We start from the raw sequence: 18904 nt of genomic DNA, 5'->3' as shown, positions 1-18904 counted from the left end.
GGCCCTGCCGGGGACGGTGCCGTCGCGCTAGCGTCGGGTCGTGATCGAGACCCGACGTCTGGAACCCACCGACCGGGACCGGTGGGAGACGCTCTTCCGCGCGTACATCCGCTTCTACGAGCGTGAGCTCGGCCAGACGGCATACGACCGGGCGTGGCGCGAGATCGCCTCTGACACAAGACTGCACGGGCTCGGGGCATGGCTCGACGGCGAGCTCGTGGGGATCACCCACTTCCTCGTGCACCCCAGCTCGAGCGAGCCCGACCTCTGCTACCTCGAGGACCTCTTCACCGACCCGGCGGTGCGTGGTCGCGGCGTGGCGAGCGCCCTCATCGCGGCCGTGCGTGACTGGGCACGCGAGCACGGCTGTGGCAGCGTCTACTGGCAGACCCACGAGTCGAACGCCCTCGCCCGCCGCCTCTACGACGAGGTCGCGACGTTCGAGGGCTACGTCGTCTACACGCTGCCGGTCGCGCCCGGTGGCGCTGGTGACGGGAACGTCGGCCCGCGGTGAGAGGCTGATCCCATGTCAACCGTTGTCTTCGTCCACGCCCACCCCGACGACGAGGCCTCGCAGTCCGCCGGCTCGATGGCGCGGGCCGTCAGCGAGGGCCACCGCGTCGTGCTCGTCGTCGCCACCAACGGTGACCACGGCGACGCCCCCGACGACCTGGCCGACGGCGAGACCGTCGTCGAGCGGCGCCGGGCCGAGGCCGCGGCCTCCAACGCCGTCATCGGCACCCATCGCGTCGAGTTCCTCGGCTACGCCGACTCCGGCATGACCGGGTGGGCCCAGAACGACCACGAGGAGAGCTTCGCCCGGGCCGACACGGAGGAGGCGGCGCAGCGCCTCGCGGCCGTCCTGGGCGAGGAGGCGGCCGACGTCGTCGTCGGCTACGACTGGCACGGCGGCTACGGCCACCCCGACCACGTCAAGGTGCACGCCGTGACGAAGCGTGCCGCCGAGCTCGCCGGCACGCCCCGCTACCTCGAGGGCTCGATGAACCGCGACGCGATGATCCGCTCGCACCAGGCCGCGATGGCCGCAGGCCTCGACATGGGGGAGTGGGACCCCAGCCAGCCGATGGACGACGGCAACCCCCTCGGCAGCCTCGAGAGCGAGCTGCACTGGGCCTGCGACGTCAGCGAGTTCCTCGAGGTCAAGCGATCGGCGCTCAAGGCGCACGCGAGCCAGTCCGACGCGCAGGGGATGCTCCAGATGCCGGTCGAGATGTTCGCCGTGGCCTTCGCGTGGGAGCACTACATCGAGCCCGGCCGTCCCGACGGGATGGTGGCCGGCTGGTTCCTCGACGGGTGACCGTCCGGTAACCTACTCGCGGTAACAATGCCGTTTCCTCCGGAGGGACCCCCGATGCCCGAGATCGACTTCACGACCGCCACCGCCGACGAGCTCGCCGCCGTCGAGCCCGGCGAGTTCATCCGCATCGTCAAGGAGATGTCCGACAAGGACGTCAAGGAGGTCATGGAGAGCGCCAACCGCGGCCCGATCGTCGACGCGATCTTCCGTCGGATGCCTGAGCTCTTCCGCCCCGACCGCGCCGGATCGACGACCGCGACGACGCACTGGAGCATCACCGGCCGTCCCGACGGCGGCGCCGACGAGTGGACCGTGCGCTTCGCCGACGGCACGTGCACGTCGGTGCCCGGCCACGACGGCGACTCGACGCTGTCGCTCGCCATGTCGCCCGTCGACTTCACCAAGGTCATCACCAAGAGCGGCAACCCGGTCATGATGTTCATGACCGGCAAGATCAAGGCCAAGGGCGACCTCGGGCTCGCAGCCAACATCGCGAACTTCTTCGACATCCCCAAGGCCTGAGGCACGTCGTGGTGGAGTTCTCGCTCGCCCTGAACGACGACCAGACCGAGCTGCGCGACTGGGTGCACGGCTTCGCCGCCGACGTCGTGCGCCCGGCCGCCTCCGAGTGGGACGCGAGGGAGGAGACGCCCTGGCCGGTCATCCAGGAGGCGGCCAGGAACGGCCTCTACGGCTTCGAGTTCCTGGCCCAGTGCTGGTCCGACCCGACCGGCATCTCGATCAACCTCGCCAACGAGGAGCTCTTCTGGGGTGACGCGGGCATCGGGATGTCGATCTTCGGCACGACCCTCGCGGTGGCCGCGATCTACGGCTCGGGCACCCCCGAACAGATGGTCGAGTGGCTGCCGCAGTGCTACGGCGACGCCGACGACCCGAAGCTCGGGGCCTTCGCGACGACCGAGCCGCAGGCCGGCTCCGACGTCGGCGCCATGCGCACGCGGGCCCGCTACGACGAGGCCGCCGACGAGTGGATCCTCAATGGCCAGAAGGCCTACATCACCAACGGCGGCATCGCCAACGTCCACGTCGTGACGGCCGTCGTCGACCCCGACCTCGGCTCGCGCGGGCAGGCCGCCTTCGTCGTCCCGCCCGGCACGAAGGGGCTCGAGGGCGCCAAGAAGCTGCGCAAGCTCGGCCTGCGCGCCTCGCACACCGCCGACGTCTTCCTCGACGACGTGCGCGTGCCGGGCTCGTGCCTGCTCGGCGGCAAGGACAAGCTCGACGAGCGCCTCGCCCGGGCCCGCGAGGGAGGGTCGTCGAGCGGACAGGCGGCCATGCGGACGTTCGAGATCTCGCGCCCCACGGTGGGTGCGCAGGCGCTCGGGATCGCCAGGGCGGCATACGAGTACGCCCTCGACTACGCCAAGGGCCGCGTCGCCTTCGGTCGGCCGATCATCGAGAACCAGGCGATCGCGTTCGCGCTCGCCGACATGCGCACCGAGATCGACGCGGCCCGGCTGCTCGTCTGGAGGGCGTCGTGGATGGGGCGCACGAACCAGCCGTTCACCGCGGCCGAGGGCTCGATGAGCAAGCTCAAGGCGGGTGAGGTCGCGGTCGCCGTGACCGACAAGGCGGTGCAGATCCTCGGTGGGGCCGGCTACGTCACCGACCACCCCGTCGAGCGGTGGTCGCGCGACGCGAAGATCTACACGATCTTCGAGGGCACGTCCGAGATCCAGCGACTCGTCATCGCGAGGGCCATCAGCGGCGTCCGCATCCGCTGACCCGCCCAACCCTGAACCGTCGAGAGGCCACGGTCTGCGCCTCTCGACGGTTCAGGTGGGGTGTGCTGGGCTTCCGAGTCGGCTAGACGACGAGGTCGAGGAGCAGGACGAGGACGAGACCGGTCACCGACAGGATCGTCTCCATGACGGACCACGACTTGATGGTCTGGCCGACCTTGAGCCCGAAGTACTCCTTGACGAGCCAGAAGCCGGCGTCGTTGACGTGGGAGAAGAAGACCGAGCCGGCGCCGATGGCGAGCACCATGAGCGACACCTGGGCCGTGGGCATCCCGGCCGCGAGCGGAGCGAGGATGCCGGAGGCCGTGACGGTGGCGACGGTGGCCGAGCCGGTCGCGAGGCGGATCAGGACCGCGACGAGCCAGGCCAGCAGCAGCACGGACAGGCCGCTCTGCGCGATCCAGTCGGCGACGAGCTGGCCGATGCCGGTGTCGACGAGGGTCTGCTTGAAGCCGCCACCGGCGGAGACGATGAGCAGGATGCCGGCGATCGGACCGAGGGAGGCCTCGAGGGACGACCCGACCTCCTTGAGACCCATGCCGGCGCCGCGGCCGAGCGTGAACATCGCGAGGATCACGGCGATGAGCAGAGCGATGAGCGGCGTGCCGAGGAAGTCGAGGACGGTGCGGACGGCCGTGCCGTCGGCGGTGAGGATGTCGGAGAGCGCCTTGCCCATCATGAGGGCGACGGGGGTCAGGACGGTCAGCAGCGTGACGGGGAACGACGGACGCGGTCCGCTCTCGGACTCACGCGACTCGAAGAGCTCGGGCGCGGGGACGTCGACCCAGCGGGCGGCCACGCGGGCGAACCACGGGCCCGCGACGGCGATCGTCGGGATCGCGACGAGGATGCCGAGGCCGAGGGTGACTCCGAGGTCGGCCTTGAGGGCGTCGATCGCCACGAGCGGGCCCGGGTGCGGCGGGACGAGGCCGTGCATGGCCGACAGGCCGGCGAGTGCCGGGATGCCGACGCGGACCAGGGACAGTCCCGAGCGGCGCGCGACGAGGAAGATGACGGGCATCAGCAGGACGAGGCCGATCTCGAAGAACATCGGCAGGCCGATGAGGGCGCCGACGCCCGCCATCGCCCACGGCAGGGTGCGCGGACCGCTGTGGCCGATGATCGTGTCGACGATCTCGTCGGCACCGCCGGAGTCGGCGAGCAGCTTGCCGAACATCGCGCCGAGGGCGATGAGGATGCCGACGCCCGCGGCGGTCGATCCGAAGCCCTTGGTGAAGCTCTCGAGCACGTCGGCCATCGGGACGCCCGCGACCGCCCCGACAGTGAGCGAGCCCAGTGTCAGGGACAGGAACGGGTGCAGCTTGAACCGCACGATGAGCACCACGAGGACGGCGATGCCGAGCAGGGCCGCGGGGACCAGCCGTCCGGCCGGGATGGCGGGGAGGTCGTCGGCGGCGAGCGCCGACACGGGCAGGATCGAGAGCAGGTCGGAGGTCATGAGCGGGTCGCTTCCGGGTCGCGAGGATCGATGAGGGTGAGGGACTGGCCGACGAGGTCGTCGACCGGCTGGTCGACGTCGAGGACGGCTCCGCGCTCGCCCGGCTCGAGGGGCTCGAGCGTCGCGAACTGCGACTCGATGAGGGCTGTGGGCATGAAGTGTCCGGGCCGGCCGGCGACGCGGGCGGCGATGACGTCGGGGTCGCCGTGCAGGTGCACGAAGAAGACGTGGGGCGCCGCGGCTGCGAGGACGTCGCGGTAGGCGCGCTTGAGAGCCGAGCAGCTCGCCACACCACCGCTCTCCGCGTGCTCACCGAGCCACGCGGCGATGGTCGCGAGCCACGGGCCGCGGTCGTCGTCCGTCAGCGGGATGCCGGCCGACATCTTGTCGATGTTGGCCTTGGGGTGGAAGTCGTCGGCGTCCGCGAAGGGGACGCGCAGGCGCTGCGCGAGGGCCGCGCCGACGGTGGTCTTGCCCGAGCCGGACACCCCCATGACGACGACCAGGGGAGGTGGGTGGTGCTGCATGTCTCCGTGACTCCTTCGTCCGGCTCGAACGACGTCTTCGTCGAGTCGCTCGCACTAGGGTGCAGCAACAAGGGCGTCTTATCAAGACACGATGACGATTAAAACGGTTTTAATGCCGGCCGGGCTAGATGACGACCGCCGTGTGTCAGGCTGGGTCCGTGCCCACGGACCGTCGCCCCGCCCTGCATGCGAGCGTGCTCGACGACCTCGGCCGACAGGTCGCCACTGGCGAGCTCGTCCCGGGCACCGTGCTGCGCATCGACCAGCTCGACGAGCGCTACGGGGTGTCCCGGTCCGTCGTGCGCGAGGCCGTCCGCGTCCTCGACTCGATGGGACTCGTCGAGGCCCGCAAGCGCGTCGGTGTGCGCGTCCTGCCCAGCACGTCGTGGAACGTCTTCGACCCGCGCGTCATCCGCTGGCGCCTCGACGGGCCGGGTCGTGAGCAGCAGCTGCTCAGTCTCGGTGACGTGCGTCGAGGAGTCGAGCCCGTCGCGGCCGAGCTCGCCGCGGCCCGGGCGACCCCTGACCAGTGCGGGGCGCTCATGGGCGCCGTCATGCAGATGGCGGTGCACGCGAAGTCGGGCGACCTCGAGGCCTACCTCGTGGCCGACCAGCTCTTCCACTCGACCCTGCTCGCCGCCTCCGGCAACGAGATGCTCGCAGCGCTGTCCGACGTCGTCGGCGAGGTGCTCGCGGGCCGCACCCACCACGACCTCATGCCTGCCACGCCCAACCCCCTCGCGGTCCGCCTGCACGGTGACGTCGCCGAGGCGGTCCAGTCCGGCGACGGTGCTGCCGCCGCGGCTGCCATGCAGGCCATCATCACCGAGGCCAGTGACGCCCTGCGCGACGCGGACAGCTAACTGCCACAAGCGTTCTCGTCAGCAGTCGACGTTGTGGAGTATGTCGTTCCGCCGGCCCCGTGCTCACGAATCGTCCGGCGTCCGACGTGCGTGGCGGCATACGCGACGTGCCCACCCGACTCCGTGAGTCGGGTGGGCACGTGCTGCGGGCGGACGCGGTCAGGCGAGCGCGTCGATGATCTCGTTGAAGGTCTTCGACGGACGCATGACCGAGGCGACCTTGGCCGCGTCGGGACGGTAGTAGCCGCCGATGTCGACCGAGTGTCCCTGGGCGTCGACGAGCTCCTGGGAGATCGTGCCGATGTTGTCGGCGAGGGCCTGGGCCACGGGGCCGAACGTCTCGGCCAACGCGGCGTCGTCGGTCTGCCGGGCGAGCTCCTGGGCCCAGTAGAGGGCCAGCCACACGTGGCTGCCGCGGTTGTCGATCTGGCCGACCTTGCGCGCCGGTCCCTTGTTCTCGTCGAGGAGCGTGCCGGTGGCCCGGTCGAGGGTCTCGCCGAGCACCCGCGCGCGGGCGTTGTCGGTGACGTCGGCGAGGTGCTCGAAGCTGACGGCCAGGGCGAGGAACTCGCCGAGGCTGTCCCAGCGGAGGTAGTTCTCCTGGACGAGCTGCTGCACGTGCTTCGGGGCCGAGCCGCCGGCGCCGGTCTCGAAGAGGCCACCGCCGTTGATGAGCGGGACGACCGACAGCATCTTGGCCGAGGTGCCGAGCTCGAGGATCGGGAAGAGGTCGGTGAGGTAGTCGCGCAGCACGTTGCCGGTGACCGAGATCGTGTCCTCGCCCTTGCGGATGCGCCCGAGGGAGTAGGCGATCGCGTCGGTCGGCTTCATGATCTCGATCGTCAGGCCGTCGGTGTCGTGCTCGGTGAGGTACTCGTTCACCTTGGTGATGAGGTTCGCGTCGTGGGCGCGGTCGGCGTCGAGCCAGAAGATCGCCGGCGTCCCCGTGGCGCGGGCACGCGTGACGGCGAGCTTGACCCAGTCGCGGATCGGCACGTCCTTGGTCTGGCAGGCGCGCCAGATGTCGCCCGCCGAGACGGCGTGCTCGAGCAGCGCTGCGCCCGAGGAGTCGACGACGCGCACGGTGCCGTCGGCCGGGATCTCGAACGTCTTGTCGTGGCTGCCGTACTCCTCGGCCGCCTGCGCCATGAGCCCGACGTTGGAGACCGAGCCCATCGTCGACGGGTCGTAGGCGCCGTTGGCGCGGCAGTCGTCGAGGACGACCTGGTAGATGCCGGCGTACGAGCTGTCGGGCAGCACGGCCAGCGTGTCCTGCTCGCCGCCCTCGCGGTCCCACATGTGACCCGACGTGCGGATCATCGCCGGCATCGATGCGTCGACGATGACGTCGCTCGGCACGTGGAGGTTGGTGATGCCCTTGTTCGAGTCGACCATCGCGATGGCCGGGCCGTCCTCGAAGCCCTTGGCGACGGCGGCCTCGACCTCGGCGCGCTCGTCGGCGGGCAGACCCTCGACGGCCTTGAGCACGGCGCCGAGCCCGTCGTTGGGGGACGCGCCCACGGAGGCCAGCGCGCCGGCATACGTCTCGAAGACGTCGGGGAAGAAGGCGCGCACGACGTGACCGAAGATGATCGGATCGGAGACCTTCATCATCGTGGCCTTGAGGTGCACCGAGAAGAGGACTCCCTCGGCCTTGGCGCGGGCGACCTGCTCGGAGAGGAAGTCACGCAGCTTCGCGACATCCATGAACGTCGCGTCGACGACCTCGCCGGCGAGGACGGGGATCGACTCCTTGAGGACGGTGGTGGACCCGTCGGCGCCGACGAGCTCGACGCGCAGCGTGTCGTCGGCAGGCAGGACGACCGACGTCTCGTTGTGGCGGAAGTCGTCGGCACCCATCGTTGCGACGTTGGTCTTGGAGTCGGCGCTCCAGGCGCCCATCGAGTGCGGGTGCTTGCGCGCGTAGCTCTTCACCGACGCCGGGGCGCGGCGGTCCGAGTTGCCTTCGCGCAGAACGGGGTTGACGGCCGACCCCTTGATCTTGTCGTACGCCGCCCGAGCCGCCTTCTCCTCGTCGGTGGACGGGTTGTCGGGGTAGTCGGGCAGGGCGTAGCCCGCGGCCTGGAGCTCGGCGACGGCGGCCTTGAGCTGCGGGATCGACGCCGAGACGTTGGGGAGCTTGATGATGTTGGCCTCGGGCGCCTTGGCGAGCGCCCCGAGCTCGGCCAGGGCGTCACCGATCCGCTGCTCCGGCTTCAGGGCGTCGGGGAACGCGGCGATGATGCGACCCGAGAGTGAGATGTCACGCGTCTCGACCTCGACGCCGGCCTGCTTGGCGAAGGCCGAGACGATGGGCAGCAGCGAGGCCGTGGCCAGGGCGGGCGCCTCGTCCGTGTGCGTGTAGATGATTGTCGAGTCCAACGCGGGTGCTCCGTTCGGGTTGCTGTTCGTGCCGAGATCCGGTCTTCGAGGATCCCCGAATAAATCTTGATGTCAAGATATCCGATGCGGGGCGACCGTGGGGCCGCCGTCCCATCCTGCCGGGGTGGCCTGCGCCACGCCAGAGACCCCCGGCCTAGGCTGGAGCGGGTGAGCACCGACCCGCGCAGCGACGCCGACGTCCCGGCCACCGATGGCGAGATCGACCCCGTGACCGCCCGCCACCTCCACCACCTGCTCGCGGCCGAGCAGCGTCGCGGGCGCCTGCCCTCGGTCGCCGCCGGCGTCGTGCGTGACGGCACGCTCGTGTGGTCCGACGCCATCGGCACGCTCGACGGGCGCCTCGGCGGGCAGCCGGCCGACACCGACACGCAGTACCGGATGGGCTCCATCACGAAGACCTTCGTGGCAGTGGCCGTCATGCGACTGCGCGATGCCGGACGGCTCGACCTGCTCGACCGCTTCGAGGACCACGTGCCCGGCTCGCGGTTGGGCGGCGCCACGATCGCCCAGCTGCTCTCGCACGGGGCCGGGGTGCAGGCCGAGACGAACGGCCCGTGGTGGGAGCGCACGCCCGGTGGGGACTGGGAGTCGCTGGCAGGCTCCATCGCGGGATCGCCTGTGGGACAGCGCTTCCGGGCCGGTCGGCGGTTCCACTACACGAACGTCGGCTTCGCGGCCCTCGGCGAGCTCCTGGCCCGGGCGCACGGGGTCGACTGGTTCGAGGTCGTCCGGCGTGACCTGCTCAACCCGCTCGGCATGTCCCGGACGACGACCCGCCCCAGCGGTCGCGCCGCGCAGGGCCTCGCTGTGCACCCCTTCGCCGACGTCCTGCTGCCCGAACCCGAGCACGACGCGGGCGCGATGGCCCCGGCCGGACAGCTCTGGACCACGGTGCAGGACCTGGCGCGCTGGGCCACCTTCGCCGGGGGCGACACCGGCGGGCTCCTGTCGCCCGACACCCTCGCCGAGATGTACGAGCCCCACACGGTCAACGACAACCCCGGCCAGCCCTGGACCACGGCCCACGGGCTCGGCTGGCAGGTCTGGAACGTCGACGGCACGAGGTGTGCCGGCCACGGCGGCTCGATGCCTGGCTTCCTCGCGGGGCTGCGCGTCGAGGTCGAGAGCGGTGACGGTGTCGTCGTCGTCACCAATACGACGAGCGGGATGGGCCAGATCGCCCCCGAGCTGCTCTCGGCGTTCGTCGAGCGCGAGCCGCGACCACCGGAGCCGTGGTTCGCGTCGGGCGACCCGTCGGCGCTCGAGCTCGTCGGCATATGGCACTGGGGGCCGTCCGTGTCCACGGCGAAGGTCGTCGGAGAGCACCTCGTGCTCGGTGAGCCCGGCCAGGCCCGGGGCTCGCGCTTCGCCGCGGAGGGCCCCGACGCCTGGGTGGGGCTGGACGGCTACTACACGGGTGAGCCGCTTCGGGTCGTGCGCGCCGCTGACGGCACGCCGTCGCACCTCGACCTCGCGTCGTTCCGCTTCACACGCACGCCCTACGACCCGGCCGGCGACGTGCCCGGCGGGGTCGCCGCGGGCGGCTGGCGCTAGTGCCGGCGTCCCCGGACCTGTCCCGGCTCGTGTGGCCGCGGCTCACCGATCGCCTCCTGCTGCGTCCGCTGGCGCTCGACGACGTCGATGCCGTGCACGCCTACCGCTGCCTGCCCGAGGTCGTCGTCCACCTGAGTCATGACGTCCTGACCCAGGACCAGGTGCGCGAGCGCATCGCCCAGCGCATCGAGCGGGGACGCCTCGGTGCTGCCGAGCCACTGCTCGGGCTGGCCGTCGAGGAGCGGCGCACGGGTCGCGTCGTCGGCGACGTCATGCTGCGGCTAGAGCCGTGCCACAGCATCGGCCGCGCGCCGGCACAGGAGTGGGAGGGGACGATCGGCTACGCGCTGCATCCGGACGCCCAGGGCCGCGGGCTGGCGGCCGAGGCGGCCGCCGAGCTGCTCGTCATCGGCTTCCGCGACCTGGGGCTGCGCCGGATCACGGCCGACGCCTACGCCGACAACATCGCCTCGAACCGCGTCCTGCGCCGCATCGGGATGCGTCACGAGGCCACGATCCGGGCGAAGTCGCTGGGCAAGGACGGTACGTGGCTCGACGACAACACGTGGGCCCTGCTCCGCGAGGAATGGCCGGTCTGAGCCGAGCAGCGCGACGCAGATGGCGTATGCCGTCCGCGTCGGATCCGGCGGTCGAGGCGACTCCCGCACACGCAGATGTGGGCCACGCGCCGGAAGGGAGTCCGGCGCGTGGCCCACGGTCTGCCTCGATCGACGGGGAGGGAGTCGATCGAGACCGCACGGGCTGTCGAGGGGGTGGCGGCGTGAACGGTGATGGGGGATGCGAGGTATGGACGAGGGTTTCGCCTGGGGCATCAGCCCTGTTTGTCCATGGTTTGTCTAATGTTGGCACTCCCGATTCAACGGCGGCGGCCGCTCGATGTCAAGAGTTTGTCCCGACTTTCGTCAGAGCATCGGCATCGGCATCGGCAGGGGCGGCCGGGGCGGCGTCCTCGGTCGCCGACCGGTCCGACACAGAGGGGTGCGTTCGGCGGGGCCACCAGAAGCGGTCGCCGAGGACGACCGCGATGGCCGGGACGAGGAGCGTGCGCACGACGAGGGTGTCGAGCAGGACGCCGACGCAGATGATGACGCCGATCTGGGCCAGGACGACGAGCGGCAGGACGCCGAGCACCGCGAAGACCGCGGCGAGCAGGATGCCGGCGCTCGTGATGACGCCGCCCGTCGCGGCGAGGCCCCGCAGCATCCCTTGGCGGGAGCCGTGCAGGCGTGACTCCTCGCGCGCCCTCGTGACGAGGAAGATGTTGTAGTCGACGCCGAGCGCCACGAGGAAGACGAAGGCGAAGAGCGGCGCGCTGTCGTCGAGGCCGGAGAAGCCGAAGATCTTCGTGAAGATCCACCACGAGGCGCCGACACTCGCGAGGAACGTCGCGACGACCGTCGAGACGAGCACGAGCGGGGCGACGACAGATCGGAGCAGCAGTCCGAGGGCCAGCAGGACGAGAGCCAGCACGATCGGGAAGATGACGAGGCGGTCGCGCGACGACGCCTCCGCCTGGTCGAGTGCGACGGCCTCGGTGCCCGCGACGTGGCTGTCGGGGAGCTGGGTGAGTGCGGCCCGCAGGGAGCGCACGGTGTCGGTCGCCTCGTCCGATCCTGGCGCCGCCTGGATGACGGCGTCCACCTCGGCCACGCCGCCGGCCTGCTTGACGATGCGCGCGCCGGCGATGCCGGGGACGTCCTCGGCGGCGGTCGTCACGGACTGCGGGTCGGCCGTCGTGACGATGACGGCGGGGTCGGCGCTGCCGGCGGGGAAGGACTGGGCCAGGCGCTCGCTCGCGGCGATGGCCTCGGGCTTGCTGAGGAACTGGTCGGCGGGCTTGAGTCCGGTGTCGATCGCCGCGATGCCGGCCGCCATGACGGCGAGCACGACGAGCGTCACGCTGATGATGCGCTTCGGGTGGGCGGCGACGCGGTCGCCGACGCGGCGCCACAGCGAGTGGCCGTCCGCGAGAGCCGCCTCGCCCTCGCGGGGCACCCTCGGCCAGAAGATCCAGCGGTCGAAGACGACGAGCGCCGCGGGCAGCACGAGCAGGACGAAGGCCGCGGCGACGACGACGCCGACGGCGCAGGCGAGACCGAGTCCCCGCGTCGCCGGGAAGAGCGAGAGCAGCAGGGTCAGCAGGCCGATGACGACGGTGACGGCGCTCGACAGGACGGCCTCGGACGTGCGGCGCAGGGCCAAGGCCATGGCCTCGCGCCGGTCGGCGTGGCTGCGCAGCTCGTCCCGGTAGCGCGAGATGAGCAGCAGGGCGTAGTCGGTGCCGGCGCCGAAGACGAGGACCGAGAGGATGCCGATGGTGGACTCGTCCCAGACGATGGAGAATGCCGCGAGCGTGTGTGTCGCGACCACGGCTGCGAGTCGGTCCGCGACGCCGACGACGAGGAGCGGGAAGATCCAGAGGATGGGGCTGCGGTAGGTCAGCACGAGCAGCAGGGCGACGACGGAGGCGGTGGCGATGAGCAGGCGGGTGTTGGCGCCCTCGAAGACCGCGGCGAGGTCGGCCTGGACCGCGGCGGGTCCGGTCACTTGTGCCGTGACGCCCTCGGGAAGGTCGGCCTTGACCACCTCGCGGATGTCGCCCACGAGGGCTGCCGTGTCCGTCGCGTCCGTGGCGTCGACGGGCACGATCGCGAGCGCGGCCGTACCGTCCTCGCTGCGCTGGAGCGGGGCGCGGCCGGCACCGGGGACCTGGGCGACGCGTCCCTCGACGGCCCTCAGGTCGGCGTCGGTCAGCGTGCCCGAGTCCTTGCTGAAGACGACGACGGCCGTGGAGCCCTCGGCCTCCGGCAGCCGGTCGCGCATCTCGAGCGCCGCTGCGCTGTCTGAGCCGATCGGCAGGGCGTCGGTCGAGGCCGAGGTGCGCTGCGCCTCGCCCACAGCGCTCACGACGCCCATCGCTCCTGCCAGGGCCAGGACGACGATCGCCACTGCCCACCACTTGCGCGTGATCCTGTCGGTCACCGAACGCACGCCACACCTCCAGTTAAGATGGTTCATCGGGTTACTCAGTAGATTACTAAGTTGGTGAGTGACATTAGCAGCAAACAGACCGTCGGCCAACAGCCGGCCCCAAGGCGTGCCCGCGCCCCGAAGGATGCGTCCGTCGATGAAGGGCAGCCCGTTCGGGGAGACGGGCCGCCCGAGGTGGGCCTCGTGCCCGGGGTGCCCGGATGGCGCACGACCGCCACGCTCTCGGCCCTGCAGGAGCTCGTCGAGGTCTCGGAGGCCGTTCCGTCGGTCGTGGCCCGCAAGGCGGGCCTCAGCACGTCTGAGCTGCACTCGCTCCGGCACCTCATGCGCGGCCCGATCGGCCCGGTCGATCTCGCCAAGGTGCTCGGCGTGACGTCGGCCGCCTCGTCAGGCGTCGTCGACCGTCTCGTCGGCCACGGTCATGCCGAGCGTCGCTCACACCCCGGCGACGGCCGCCGCACCGAGGTCGTCATCACCGACAGCGGCCGCGCCGAGGTGCTCGCCCGGATGACGCCGATGTTCGAGAGCCTCGCCGCCCTCGACGCGACCCTGTCGGAGGGGGACCGCGACGTCGTCGAGCGATACCTCAGGGGCGCGACCGCCGCGATGAAGAACCTCATGACCTGAGTCTCAGGCGGGCAGCTGGCCCCGCAGCAGGCTGTCGCCCGAGTGCGCCGGCTTGTCGTCGAACTGCTCCTTGGAGATGTCGACGACGACGTAGCCCTGGTCGATGAGCGCCTGGCTGATCGGGAAGGTGCCCGTCTCGCCGGGTCGCAGCACCCCGACGGAGACCATCCGCTTGCCGTCGGCGTTGATGAGCCAGACCTCGAGGTAGCCGTCGCCGGCGTCGAGCGGACGATCGGTGACGACGTTGAGGTCGAGCCCGTCCCCGACCCGCACGACCGAGGCCTCTCCCTCGCGCTGGCGCGTGTCGAGGGTCTTCAGGGCGACCTGCGAGACGCTCCCGCTTTCGTTCGGGCTCCAGATGGCCCGCCCGGCGAGCAGTCCCACGACGAGGCTGGCCGCCACGAGAGCGGCGCCCCACGCCGCGGCACGTCGGCGCGTCGCACGAGCGGCGCCCGCCGTGATCGGCGTGACCGTCGCGTCCGCGGGGACGGGTTCGAGGGCGTATGCCGTCCCCGCCGTCGCCGCGGGACCGGTCGGGTTCGCGGGTCGGTCAGGTCGGTCAGGTCGGTCGGCGGCGTCCGTCCCTGACGGTCGCTCGTCGCGAGGCAGGGGGGTCTCCGGAGGAGTGGGCGCGGGTCCGGCGTCAGGTCCGGCGTCCGGACCCGCCACGGTCGCGGGGGTCGGCCCGGCATCGACCGGGGCGTCGGGCTCCGCGTCGATCTGGGCGGTCACGCGCGCCCAGACGGCGTCGTCGGGAGCCTGCCAGCCGGCATACGCCAGCGGTCCTGAGGCGAGGCGCAGGGTGCGGCGCAGCTGCTCCACCGACGCGGAGCAGACGGCACACTCCTCGACGTGGGCAGAACGACTCGCGTCGACGGGCTCGCCCAGGGCGAGGTCGACGAGCTCGTCGTCAGTCGGATGCGACACGTTCCACCTCCTTGAGTCGGTCTCTCAGCTCGAGCAGTCCCCGCCTGACGTGGCTCTTCACGGTGCCGAGGGGCATCTGCAGCATGCGGGCGATGTCATCGTGCGTGCGGTCCTCGATGAAAGCCATTCGGAGCACGGTCGCCCGCGGATCGCCCATGCGCTCCAGCTCGTGGACGAGGAGCAGTCGTTCGGCCGAGTCGGAGTCGTGCGTGGTCGTCGGCTCGGTGACCACTTCGGACGCGAGCGCCTGCAGGTTGCGGTGGGCGCGGTAGCGCTGCGTGCGCACGTCGGCGACGCGGTGCTTCGTGATGCCCACGAGCCACGCCGCCGGCGACCCACGGTCGGGTCGGAGAGTGGCGCGTCCCCGCCAGGCGGCGACGAACACCTGCTGGACGACGTCCTCGGCGTCCTCCCTGGTGCCGAGGGCGCGCAGGGCGATGGTGTGCACGAGGGGGGACCAGCGGCGGTACATCTCGGCGAGGGCCTCGCGGTCCCCACCGACCAACCGGACGGCGAGCTCGGCGGACTCGACGTCTGGGTCGTCGTGCACGTGCACGGACCCACCTAACCACGTCCTGCTCACGCGAGCGGCTCGGCGGTCACGACGACGTTCTCGTCGTAGCGGCGCTGCTCGCGGTCGAAGTCGCCCCCGCAGGTCACGACGTGGAGCAGTGCAGGTCCGTCGCGGGCGAAGAGGGCGGCGAGGTCCAGCGTCGTCTTGCGGACCTGGGTCACCGACGTCACGGCATACCTCCTGCTCACCTCGCCCGACCGCACCGTGATGACGTCGCCCGTGCGCAGCTCCTCGACGGCCGCGATGGGGCCGATCCCGTAGCCCGGCATGTCGAGGTGCGCCGCGAGGACCGTCGACCCGGCGTCGTCGCCGGGCCGCGGGCCGTAGCGGTACCAGCCCACCTGCGCCGGCGTCTCCGGCAGCGCCATCTCGCCGTCACGGGCAACGCCCACCGGAACGACCCGCATGTCGATGCCGAGACGGCGGATCGTCAGGCGGTCGGGGGCCGCCGCGGTCGGGCCCGCCTGCTGCGTCGCCGGGCGGACCCCCGGTTGTGCCGGACCGGCCGAGCCGTCCGTCCCGGCCGGCGACCCCGGCGACCCCGGCGACCCCGGTTGCGGGGCAGGGGTCGTGGGGGCGCCGGCTGCGGGTGCGGCGGTGCTGGTGACGCCCGCCCCGGACGCCGCGGGGAGGGCGGTGTCCGAGGCGCGCGTCAGCCACGCCACGCCCACGCCCGCCAGGAGGGCGGCCGCGAGCGCGGCGGCCACCCCCCTGGACGGGCTCGACGCCCGGGCCCGGGAGCGACCCGGTCCGGGGTCGACGGTGCGTTTCATCTCGGTCGTTGGCGACGGGTGCGTAGCGGGTCAGCGGACCCCGGTGGCGCGCCGGCGCGACACGAGGACGAGCCCGCCCGCGGCGGCAGCGGCACCGATGACGGCCGCGTAGCGAGCCACCTCCGAGGACTCCCGGGCCGCGGCGGCCTGGCCGCCCGCCCCGGCCGGGACGCCACCCGGGGCCGAGTGCATGCCGGAGAGGGTCTGGACCGCGAGCTCGAGGTTCTTGTCGGCGGCGCTGCCCCACGCGTACACGATCGTGTTGGTGCCCTCCTTGAGGTCGAGGTCGGCCGGGCCGATCGCGACGGTGTCGGTCCCCGCGAGGACGACGTCGGCCGAGATCGTGCCGGCCGGCAGGTCGGCCTTGGCCTCGTTCGGGTTGGTGAGGTTCTTGAAGGCCACCGTGCCGTTGGCCCGGACGTCGACCGCGGGGGCGGCGGCCGTGTGGCGCACGGTGATCCGCGCCTTGCCGGCATCGATCTTGGACGTGTCGTTGACGAAGGGCGTGAGGACCGGCTTGCCGGCCTCGGACAGGTGCGCGACGACGGTGACGTTGGCGCCGCCCGGCACCTTGACGTCGTTGGCCTCGATGACGGCTGCGCCACCGGCGCCCGCGCCGGCCTGCGTGACCTTGAGGTCGTAGGTGCCCTCGGGGAGCATCAGCGGATCGGTCAGTGTGCCCGGCTTGAAGTCCGTCAGGAGGGCCTTGCCGTTGGCGTAGACGTCGACCGTCGCGCCGGGCACGGCGTGGAGGATCGAGACCGTGGCGTCGGCCGCGTGGGCCGGGGCCGCCAGGAAGGCGGCCGGGGCGAGGGCGAGGGTCGTGGCGGCGGCGATGCGAAGCGACTTCATGGTCGTTCCTTTCCAGAGGGGTGAGTGCTCGAGTGCGACGGGGCCGCGCTCGGGTGGAGGTGAATCCGGGAGGGGAAGCGGTGGTGTGCGGTGCGGACCTCGGGGGCCGCACGGAGGGCGTCAGAGGGCGTCAGAGGGCGTCAGAGGTCGGCGGGTCGCAGGACGAGGACGATGCCGTGCGCGATCTGCCGGTTGCCCTTGTTGATGTCGAGCGCCCGCGGGTTGAGCAGCGGGTCAGCATCGTTGCGGTCGCCGTCGACGAGGCGGACGAGCTTGAGCCAGCGCGACAGCACGTCGACCTTGATGCTCTTGCCGGGAAGCGCCGTCGCCAGCATCGCGCCGTCGGACCGGAGGGCCTGCGACGAGGTGACGGTGCCGCTGGGGACGACGTGATAGAGCAGGACCCGCTCCAGGGCGTCGATGCCGACGGCGCCGGCGAGCGCCTGGAAGACCTTCGTCTCGGATCCGTACCAGCGCCCCGTCAGGTCGGCGGCGAGGACCTGGAAGGCCCGGTCGTTGGGGATGAAGGCCGTCAGTGCCACATCGCCCTTGGTCAGCAGGCCGACAGGGCTGCTCGGTTTGGCCGCGAGCACGGCGAGCACCGCCTCGGTGACGATGTCGTAGTCGTACCAGTTGCCGTCGAACTGGTTGCCGTCCGCGAGCAGCACGTCGGCGAGGCTCGTGGTTCCGATCGGGGTGGCTGCGGCGACCACCGATGCCTGGGTGCGCGATGCGCTCGATGCGCTCGATGCAGCAGGGGCGGCGACAGCGGCAGGGACGGCGAGGGCGCCGGCCAGGGCCGCGACGACGGGGACGAGATGACGCTTCTTCACGGTCTGTCCTCTCTTCGGGAGCGACGGCGTCGTGTGCCGTCTGCCCCTACTTCCGAGGACGTGCCGGGCAGGGATGCACCTGCCGCGAACTTTCTTCTCGCGCTGGGGGGCGTGCCGCGTCAGAGGTGCGCGTTGACCGCCTCGGCCGCGCGCTGGCCGGAGACGAGCGCGCCCTGGATCGACGCGGTGTCGCGGTGGTCGCCGCAGACGAAGACGCCGTCGCCGAGCATGACCGGTGACCGCACCTCGAGCGGCGGTGTCATGGCGGGCAGTGCCGCGTCGACGCGGTGTCGTGTCACGACGCGCCAGTCCGTCGTGTCGCAGCCGTAGATCTCGCCGACGTGGCGCAGGACGTCGGCCTCGGACGCGTCGCCGTCGGGACGGTCGAGCAGGCACGTCGCCTCGACGAGGTGCTTCGTCGGCGGGGCATAGCTCGGGGCCGCGGCCGTCATGACGGCGGTGTTCCACACCGGGCCGGGCGGGACGGAGTCGTGGCGGCGTCCGTCGACGGCCACGAGCGGTAGGGAGTGGGGCGGCTCCGGTGCGTCGAACCACCACGTGACGAGGCCCTTGGTCGGCGGCTCGGGCAAGGTGGTGAGGGTGGCCGCGCCGATCGGGTCGGTGGCGACGACGGCGCTGCGGGCCCTGAGGCACTGACCGTCGACCATGACGTCCACGCCCCCGGGCACGGGCGTGATCGACTCGACGTGGCTGTTCAGCCGCACGCGGTCGCCGAGCGGCTTCGCGACCTGCTCGGGCAGCGCCTGCATGCCCGTCGCAGGGACGGCCGGGCGGCCCAGCGCGAACATCCGCACGAGCAGCTTCGTGAAGTTGGCCGACGAGCCGCCGTGGCTGTCGACGAGGACGCCGGCGAGGAAGGGGTCGAGCACCTCTCGGCGCAGCCGACCCGTGACGCCGGCCTCGTCGAGAGACTCGGCGAGGGTCGAGTCCTTCTGGGCCAGAACGGTTTTCGGGTCAGCCATGACGCGTGCGGTCCACCGTGTGACGCCCGCGAGCTCGCGCGGGTGAAGGTAGCCGCTGCGCATCGTCTGGGCGAGCAGGCGTGGCTCGCGCATCGGGTCGGCGAGCACCTGCAGGCCGTTCGTGCGTCTGACCAGCACGCCGGAGCCGAAGGGCTTGAGATCGAGCGTCGACACGTCGACCCACCGTCGCACCGCCGGGTAGGCGGGGTTGAGCACCTGGAAGCCACGATCGCAGCGGAAGCCGTCGACGACGTCGGTGCGGATGCGCCCGCCGACCCCATCGCTCGACTCGAGGACGACGACCTCGTGACCGAGCTCGGTCAGTCGTCGCGCGCACCGCAGCCCTGCCAGCCCTGCCCCGACGATGACGACGTCAGCGTCCACGAAAGGATCACCCCACTGCTCGAGTCCGGCCCCCGTCGCAGCGTAGACCTCA

Annotated in this window: 18 protein-coding genes; 8 read left to right on the top strand and 10 right to left on the bottom strand. The window is 71.7% G+C overall.

The window, feature by feature from the left end:
* The first annotated feature begins 40 nt into the window (after positions 1-40).
* The 4 genes from ASH01_RS07580 to ASH01_RS07565 are packed head-to-tail and all read left to right on the top strand — an operon-like array spanning position 41 to position 3063.
* On the top strand, positions 41-514 hold the full coding sequence (locus tag ASH01_RS07580) for a GNAT family N-acetyltransferase (RefSeq protein WP_056773789.1): 474 nt from the start codon (positions 41-43) through the stop codon (positions 512-514).
* A gap of 12 nt (positions 515-526) precedes the next feature.
* Complete coding sequence (locus ASH01_RS07575) at positions 527-1318, top strand: PIG-L deacetylase family protein (protein WP_056773787.1); 792 nt, start codon at positions 527-529, stop codon at positions 1316-1318.
* A 54-nt stretch (positions 1319-1372) separates the two neighbouring features.
* A complete protein-coding gene (locus tag ASH01_RS07570) occupies positions 1373-1840 on the top strand; it encodes an SCP2 sterol-binding domain-containing protein (protein WP_056773783.1) in 468 nt (155 codons plus the stop codon).
* An 11-nt stretch (positions 1841-1851) separates the two neighbouring features.
* A complete protein-coding gene (locus ASH01_RS07565) occupies positions 1852-3063 on the top strand; it encodes an acyl-CoA dehydrogenase family protein (RefSeq protein ID WP_235508702.1) in 1212 nt (403 codons plus the stop codon).
* Between the two features lie 82 nt (positions 3064-3145).
* On the opposite strand, the gene ASH01_RS07560 is transcribed toward ASH01_RS07565, so the two are convergent.
* Both ASH01_RS07560 and ASH01_RS07555 read right to left on the bottom strand, forming a co-directional pair.
* Entirely contained in the window at positions 3146-4540 is a 1395-nt protein-coding gene (locus ASH01_RS07560; RefSeq protein ID WP_156415487.1) for a GntP family permease, read from the bottom strand.
* The gene (locus ASH01_RS07555) at positions 4537-5067 is read right to left on the bottom strand and encodes a gluconokinase (protein ID WP_056773778.1); all 531 of its coding nucleotides are present in this window, start codon (positions 5065-5067) and stop codon (positions 4537-4539) included. Before ASH01_RS07555 ends, ASH01_RS07560 begins: the two co-directional genes overlap by 4 nt.
* 158 nt (positions 5068-5225) lie before the next feature.
* Here ASH01_RS07555 and ASH01_RS07550 point away from each other — a divergent pair, with 158 nt between their 5' ends.
* On the top strand, positions 5226-5930 hold the full coding sequence (locus ASH01_RS07550) for a FadR/GntR family transcriptional regulator (RefSeq protein WP_200961776.1): 705 nt from the start codon (positions 5226-5228) through the stop codon (positions 5928-5930).
* A gap of 159 nt (positions 5931-6089) precedes the next feature.
* On the opposite strand, the gene ASH01_RS07545 is transcribed toward ASH01_RS07550, so the two are convergent.
* Complete coding sequence (locus ASH01_RS07545) at positions 6090-8312, bottom strand: NADP-dependent isocitrate dehydrogenase (protein ID WP_056773772.1); 2223 nt, start codon at positions 8310-8312, stop codon at positions 6090-6092.
* 168 nt (positions 8313-8480) lie between these two features.
* On the opposite strand from ASH01_RS07545, the gene ASH01_RS07540 reads away from it, so the two are divergent.
* Positions 8481-9887, top strand: coding sequence for a serine hydrolase domain-containing protein (locus ASH01_RS07540; protein ID WP_156415486.1), 1407 nt, complete (start codon positions 8481-8483; stop codon positions 9885-9887).
* Entirely contained in the window at positions 9887-10486 is a 600-nt protein-coding gene (locus tag ASH01_RS07535) for a GNAT family N-acetyltransferase (protein WP_056773769.1), read from the top strand. The genes ASH01_RS07540 and ASH01_RS07535 overlap by 1 nt, the downstream gene beginning before the upstream one ends.
* Positions 10487-10787: 301 nt before the next feature.
* Here the strand turns inward: ASH01_RS07535 and ASH01_RS07530 are convergent, their stop codons facing one another.
* Complete coding sequence (locus ASH01_RS07530) at positions 10788-12890, bottom strand: MMPL family transporter (protein WP_235509564.1); 2103 nt, start codon at positions 12888-12890, stop codon at positions 10788-10790.
* A 192-nt stretch (positions 12891-13082) separates the two neighbouring features.
* On the opposite strand from ASH01_RS07530, the gene ASH01_RS07525 reads away from it, so the two are divergent.
* Entirely contained in the window at positions 13083-13526 is a 444-nt protein-coding gene (locus ASH01_RS07525; RefSeq protein ID WP_235508700.1) for a MarR family winged helix-turn-helix transcriptional regulator, read from the top strand.
* 3 nt (positions 13527-13529) lie between these two features.
* Here ASH01_RS07525 and ASH01_RS07520 read toward each other — a convergent pair whose 3' ends face one another.
* The 6 genes from ASH01_RS07520 to ASH01_RS07495 form a co-directional block, all read right to left on the bottom strand.
* On the bottom strand, positions 13530-14453 hold the full coding sequence (locus ASH01_RS07520; RefSeq protein WP_056773762.1) for an anti-sigma factor: 924 nt from the start codon (positions 14451-14453) through the stop codon (positions 13530-13532).
* Positions 14437-15003 carry an RNA polymerase sigma factor gene (locus ASH01_RS07515; protein ID WP_235509563.1) on the bottom strand — a complete coding sequence of 189 codons (567 nt, stop codon included), beginning with the start codon at positions 15001-15003 and terminating at the stop codon, positions 14437-14439. The genes ASH01_RS07520 and ASH01_RS07515 overlap by 17 nt, the downstream gene beginning before the upstream one ends.
* A 29-nt stretch (positions 15004-15032) precedes the next feature.
* Positions 15033-15800 carry a class F sortase gene (locus ASH01_RS07510; RefSeq protein WP_082619587.1) on the bottom strand — a complete coding sequence of 256 codons (768 nt, stop codon included), beginning with the start codon at positions 15798-15800 and terminating at the stop codon, positions 15033-15035.
* A 30-nt stretch (positions 15801-15830) separates the two neighbouring features.
* A complete protein-coding gene (locus ASH01_RS07505) occupies positions 15831-16652 on the bottom strand; it encodes a DUF4397 domain-containing protein (protein WP_056773755.1) in 822 nt (273 codons plus the stop codon).
* A 140-nt stretch (positions 16653-16792) separates the two neighbouring features.
* Positions 16793-17485, bottom strand: coding sequence for a fasciclin domain-containing protein (locus ASH01_RS07500; protein ID WP_056773750.1), 693 nt, complete (start codon positions 17483-17485; stop codon positions 16793-16795).
* A gap of 119 nt (positions 17486-17604) precedes the next feature.
* Positions 17605-18852 (bottom strand): NAD(P)/FAD-dependent oxidoreductase, encoded by a 1248-nt coding sequence (locus tag ASH01_RS07495; RefSeq protein ID WP_056773747.1) that lies wholly within the window; start codon positions 18850-18852, stop codon positions 17605-17607.
* Positions 18853-18904: the final 52 nt, after the last annotated feature.

It is taken from the genome of Terrabacter sp. Soil811 (genome assembly GCF_001429655.1).
Lineage (GTDB): Bacteria > Actinomycetota > Actinomycetes > Actinomycetales > Dermatophilaceae > Terrabacter.
This window is presented reverse-complemented; position numbering and strand designations above follow the sequence as displayed.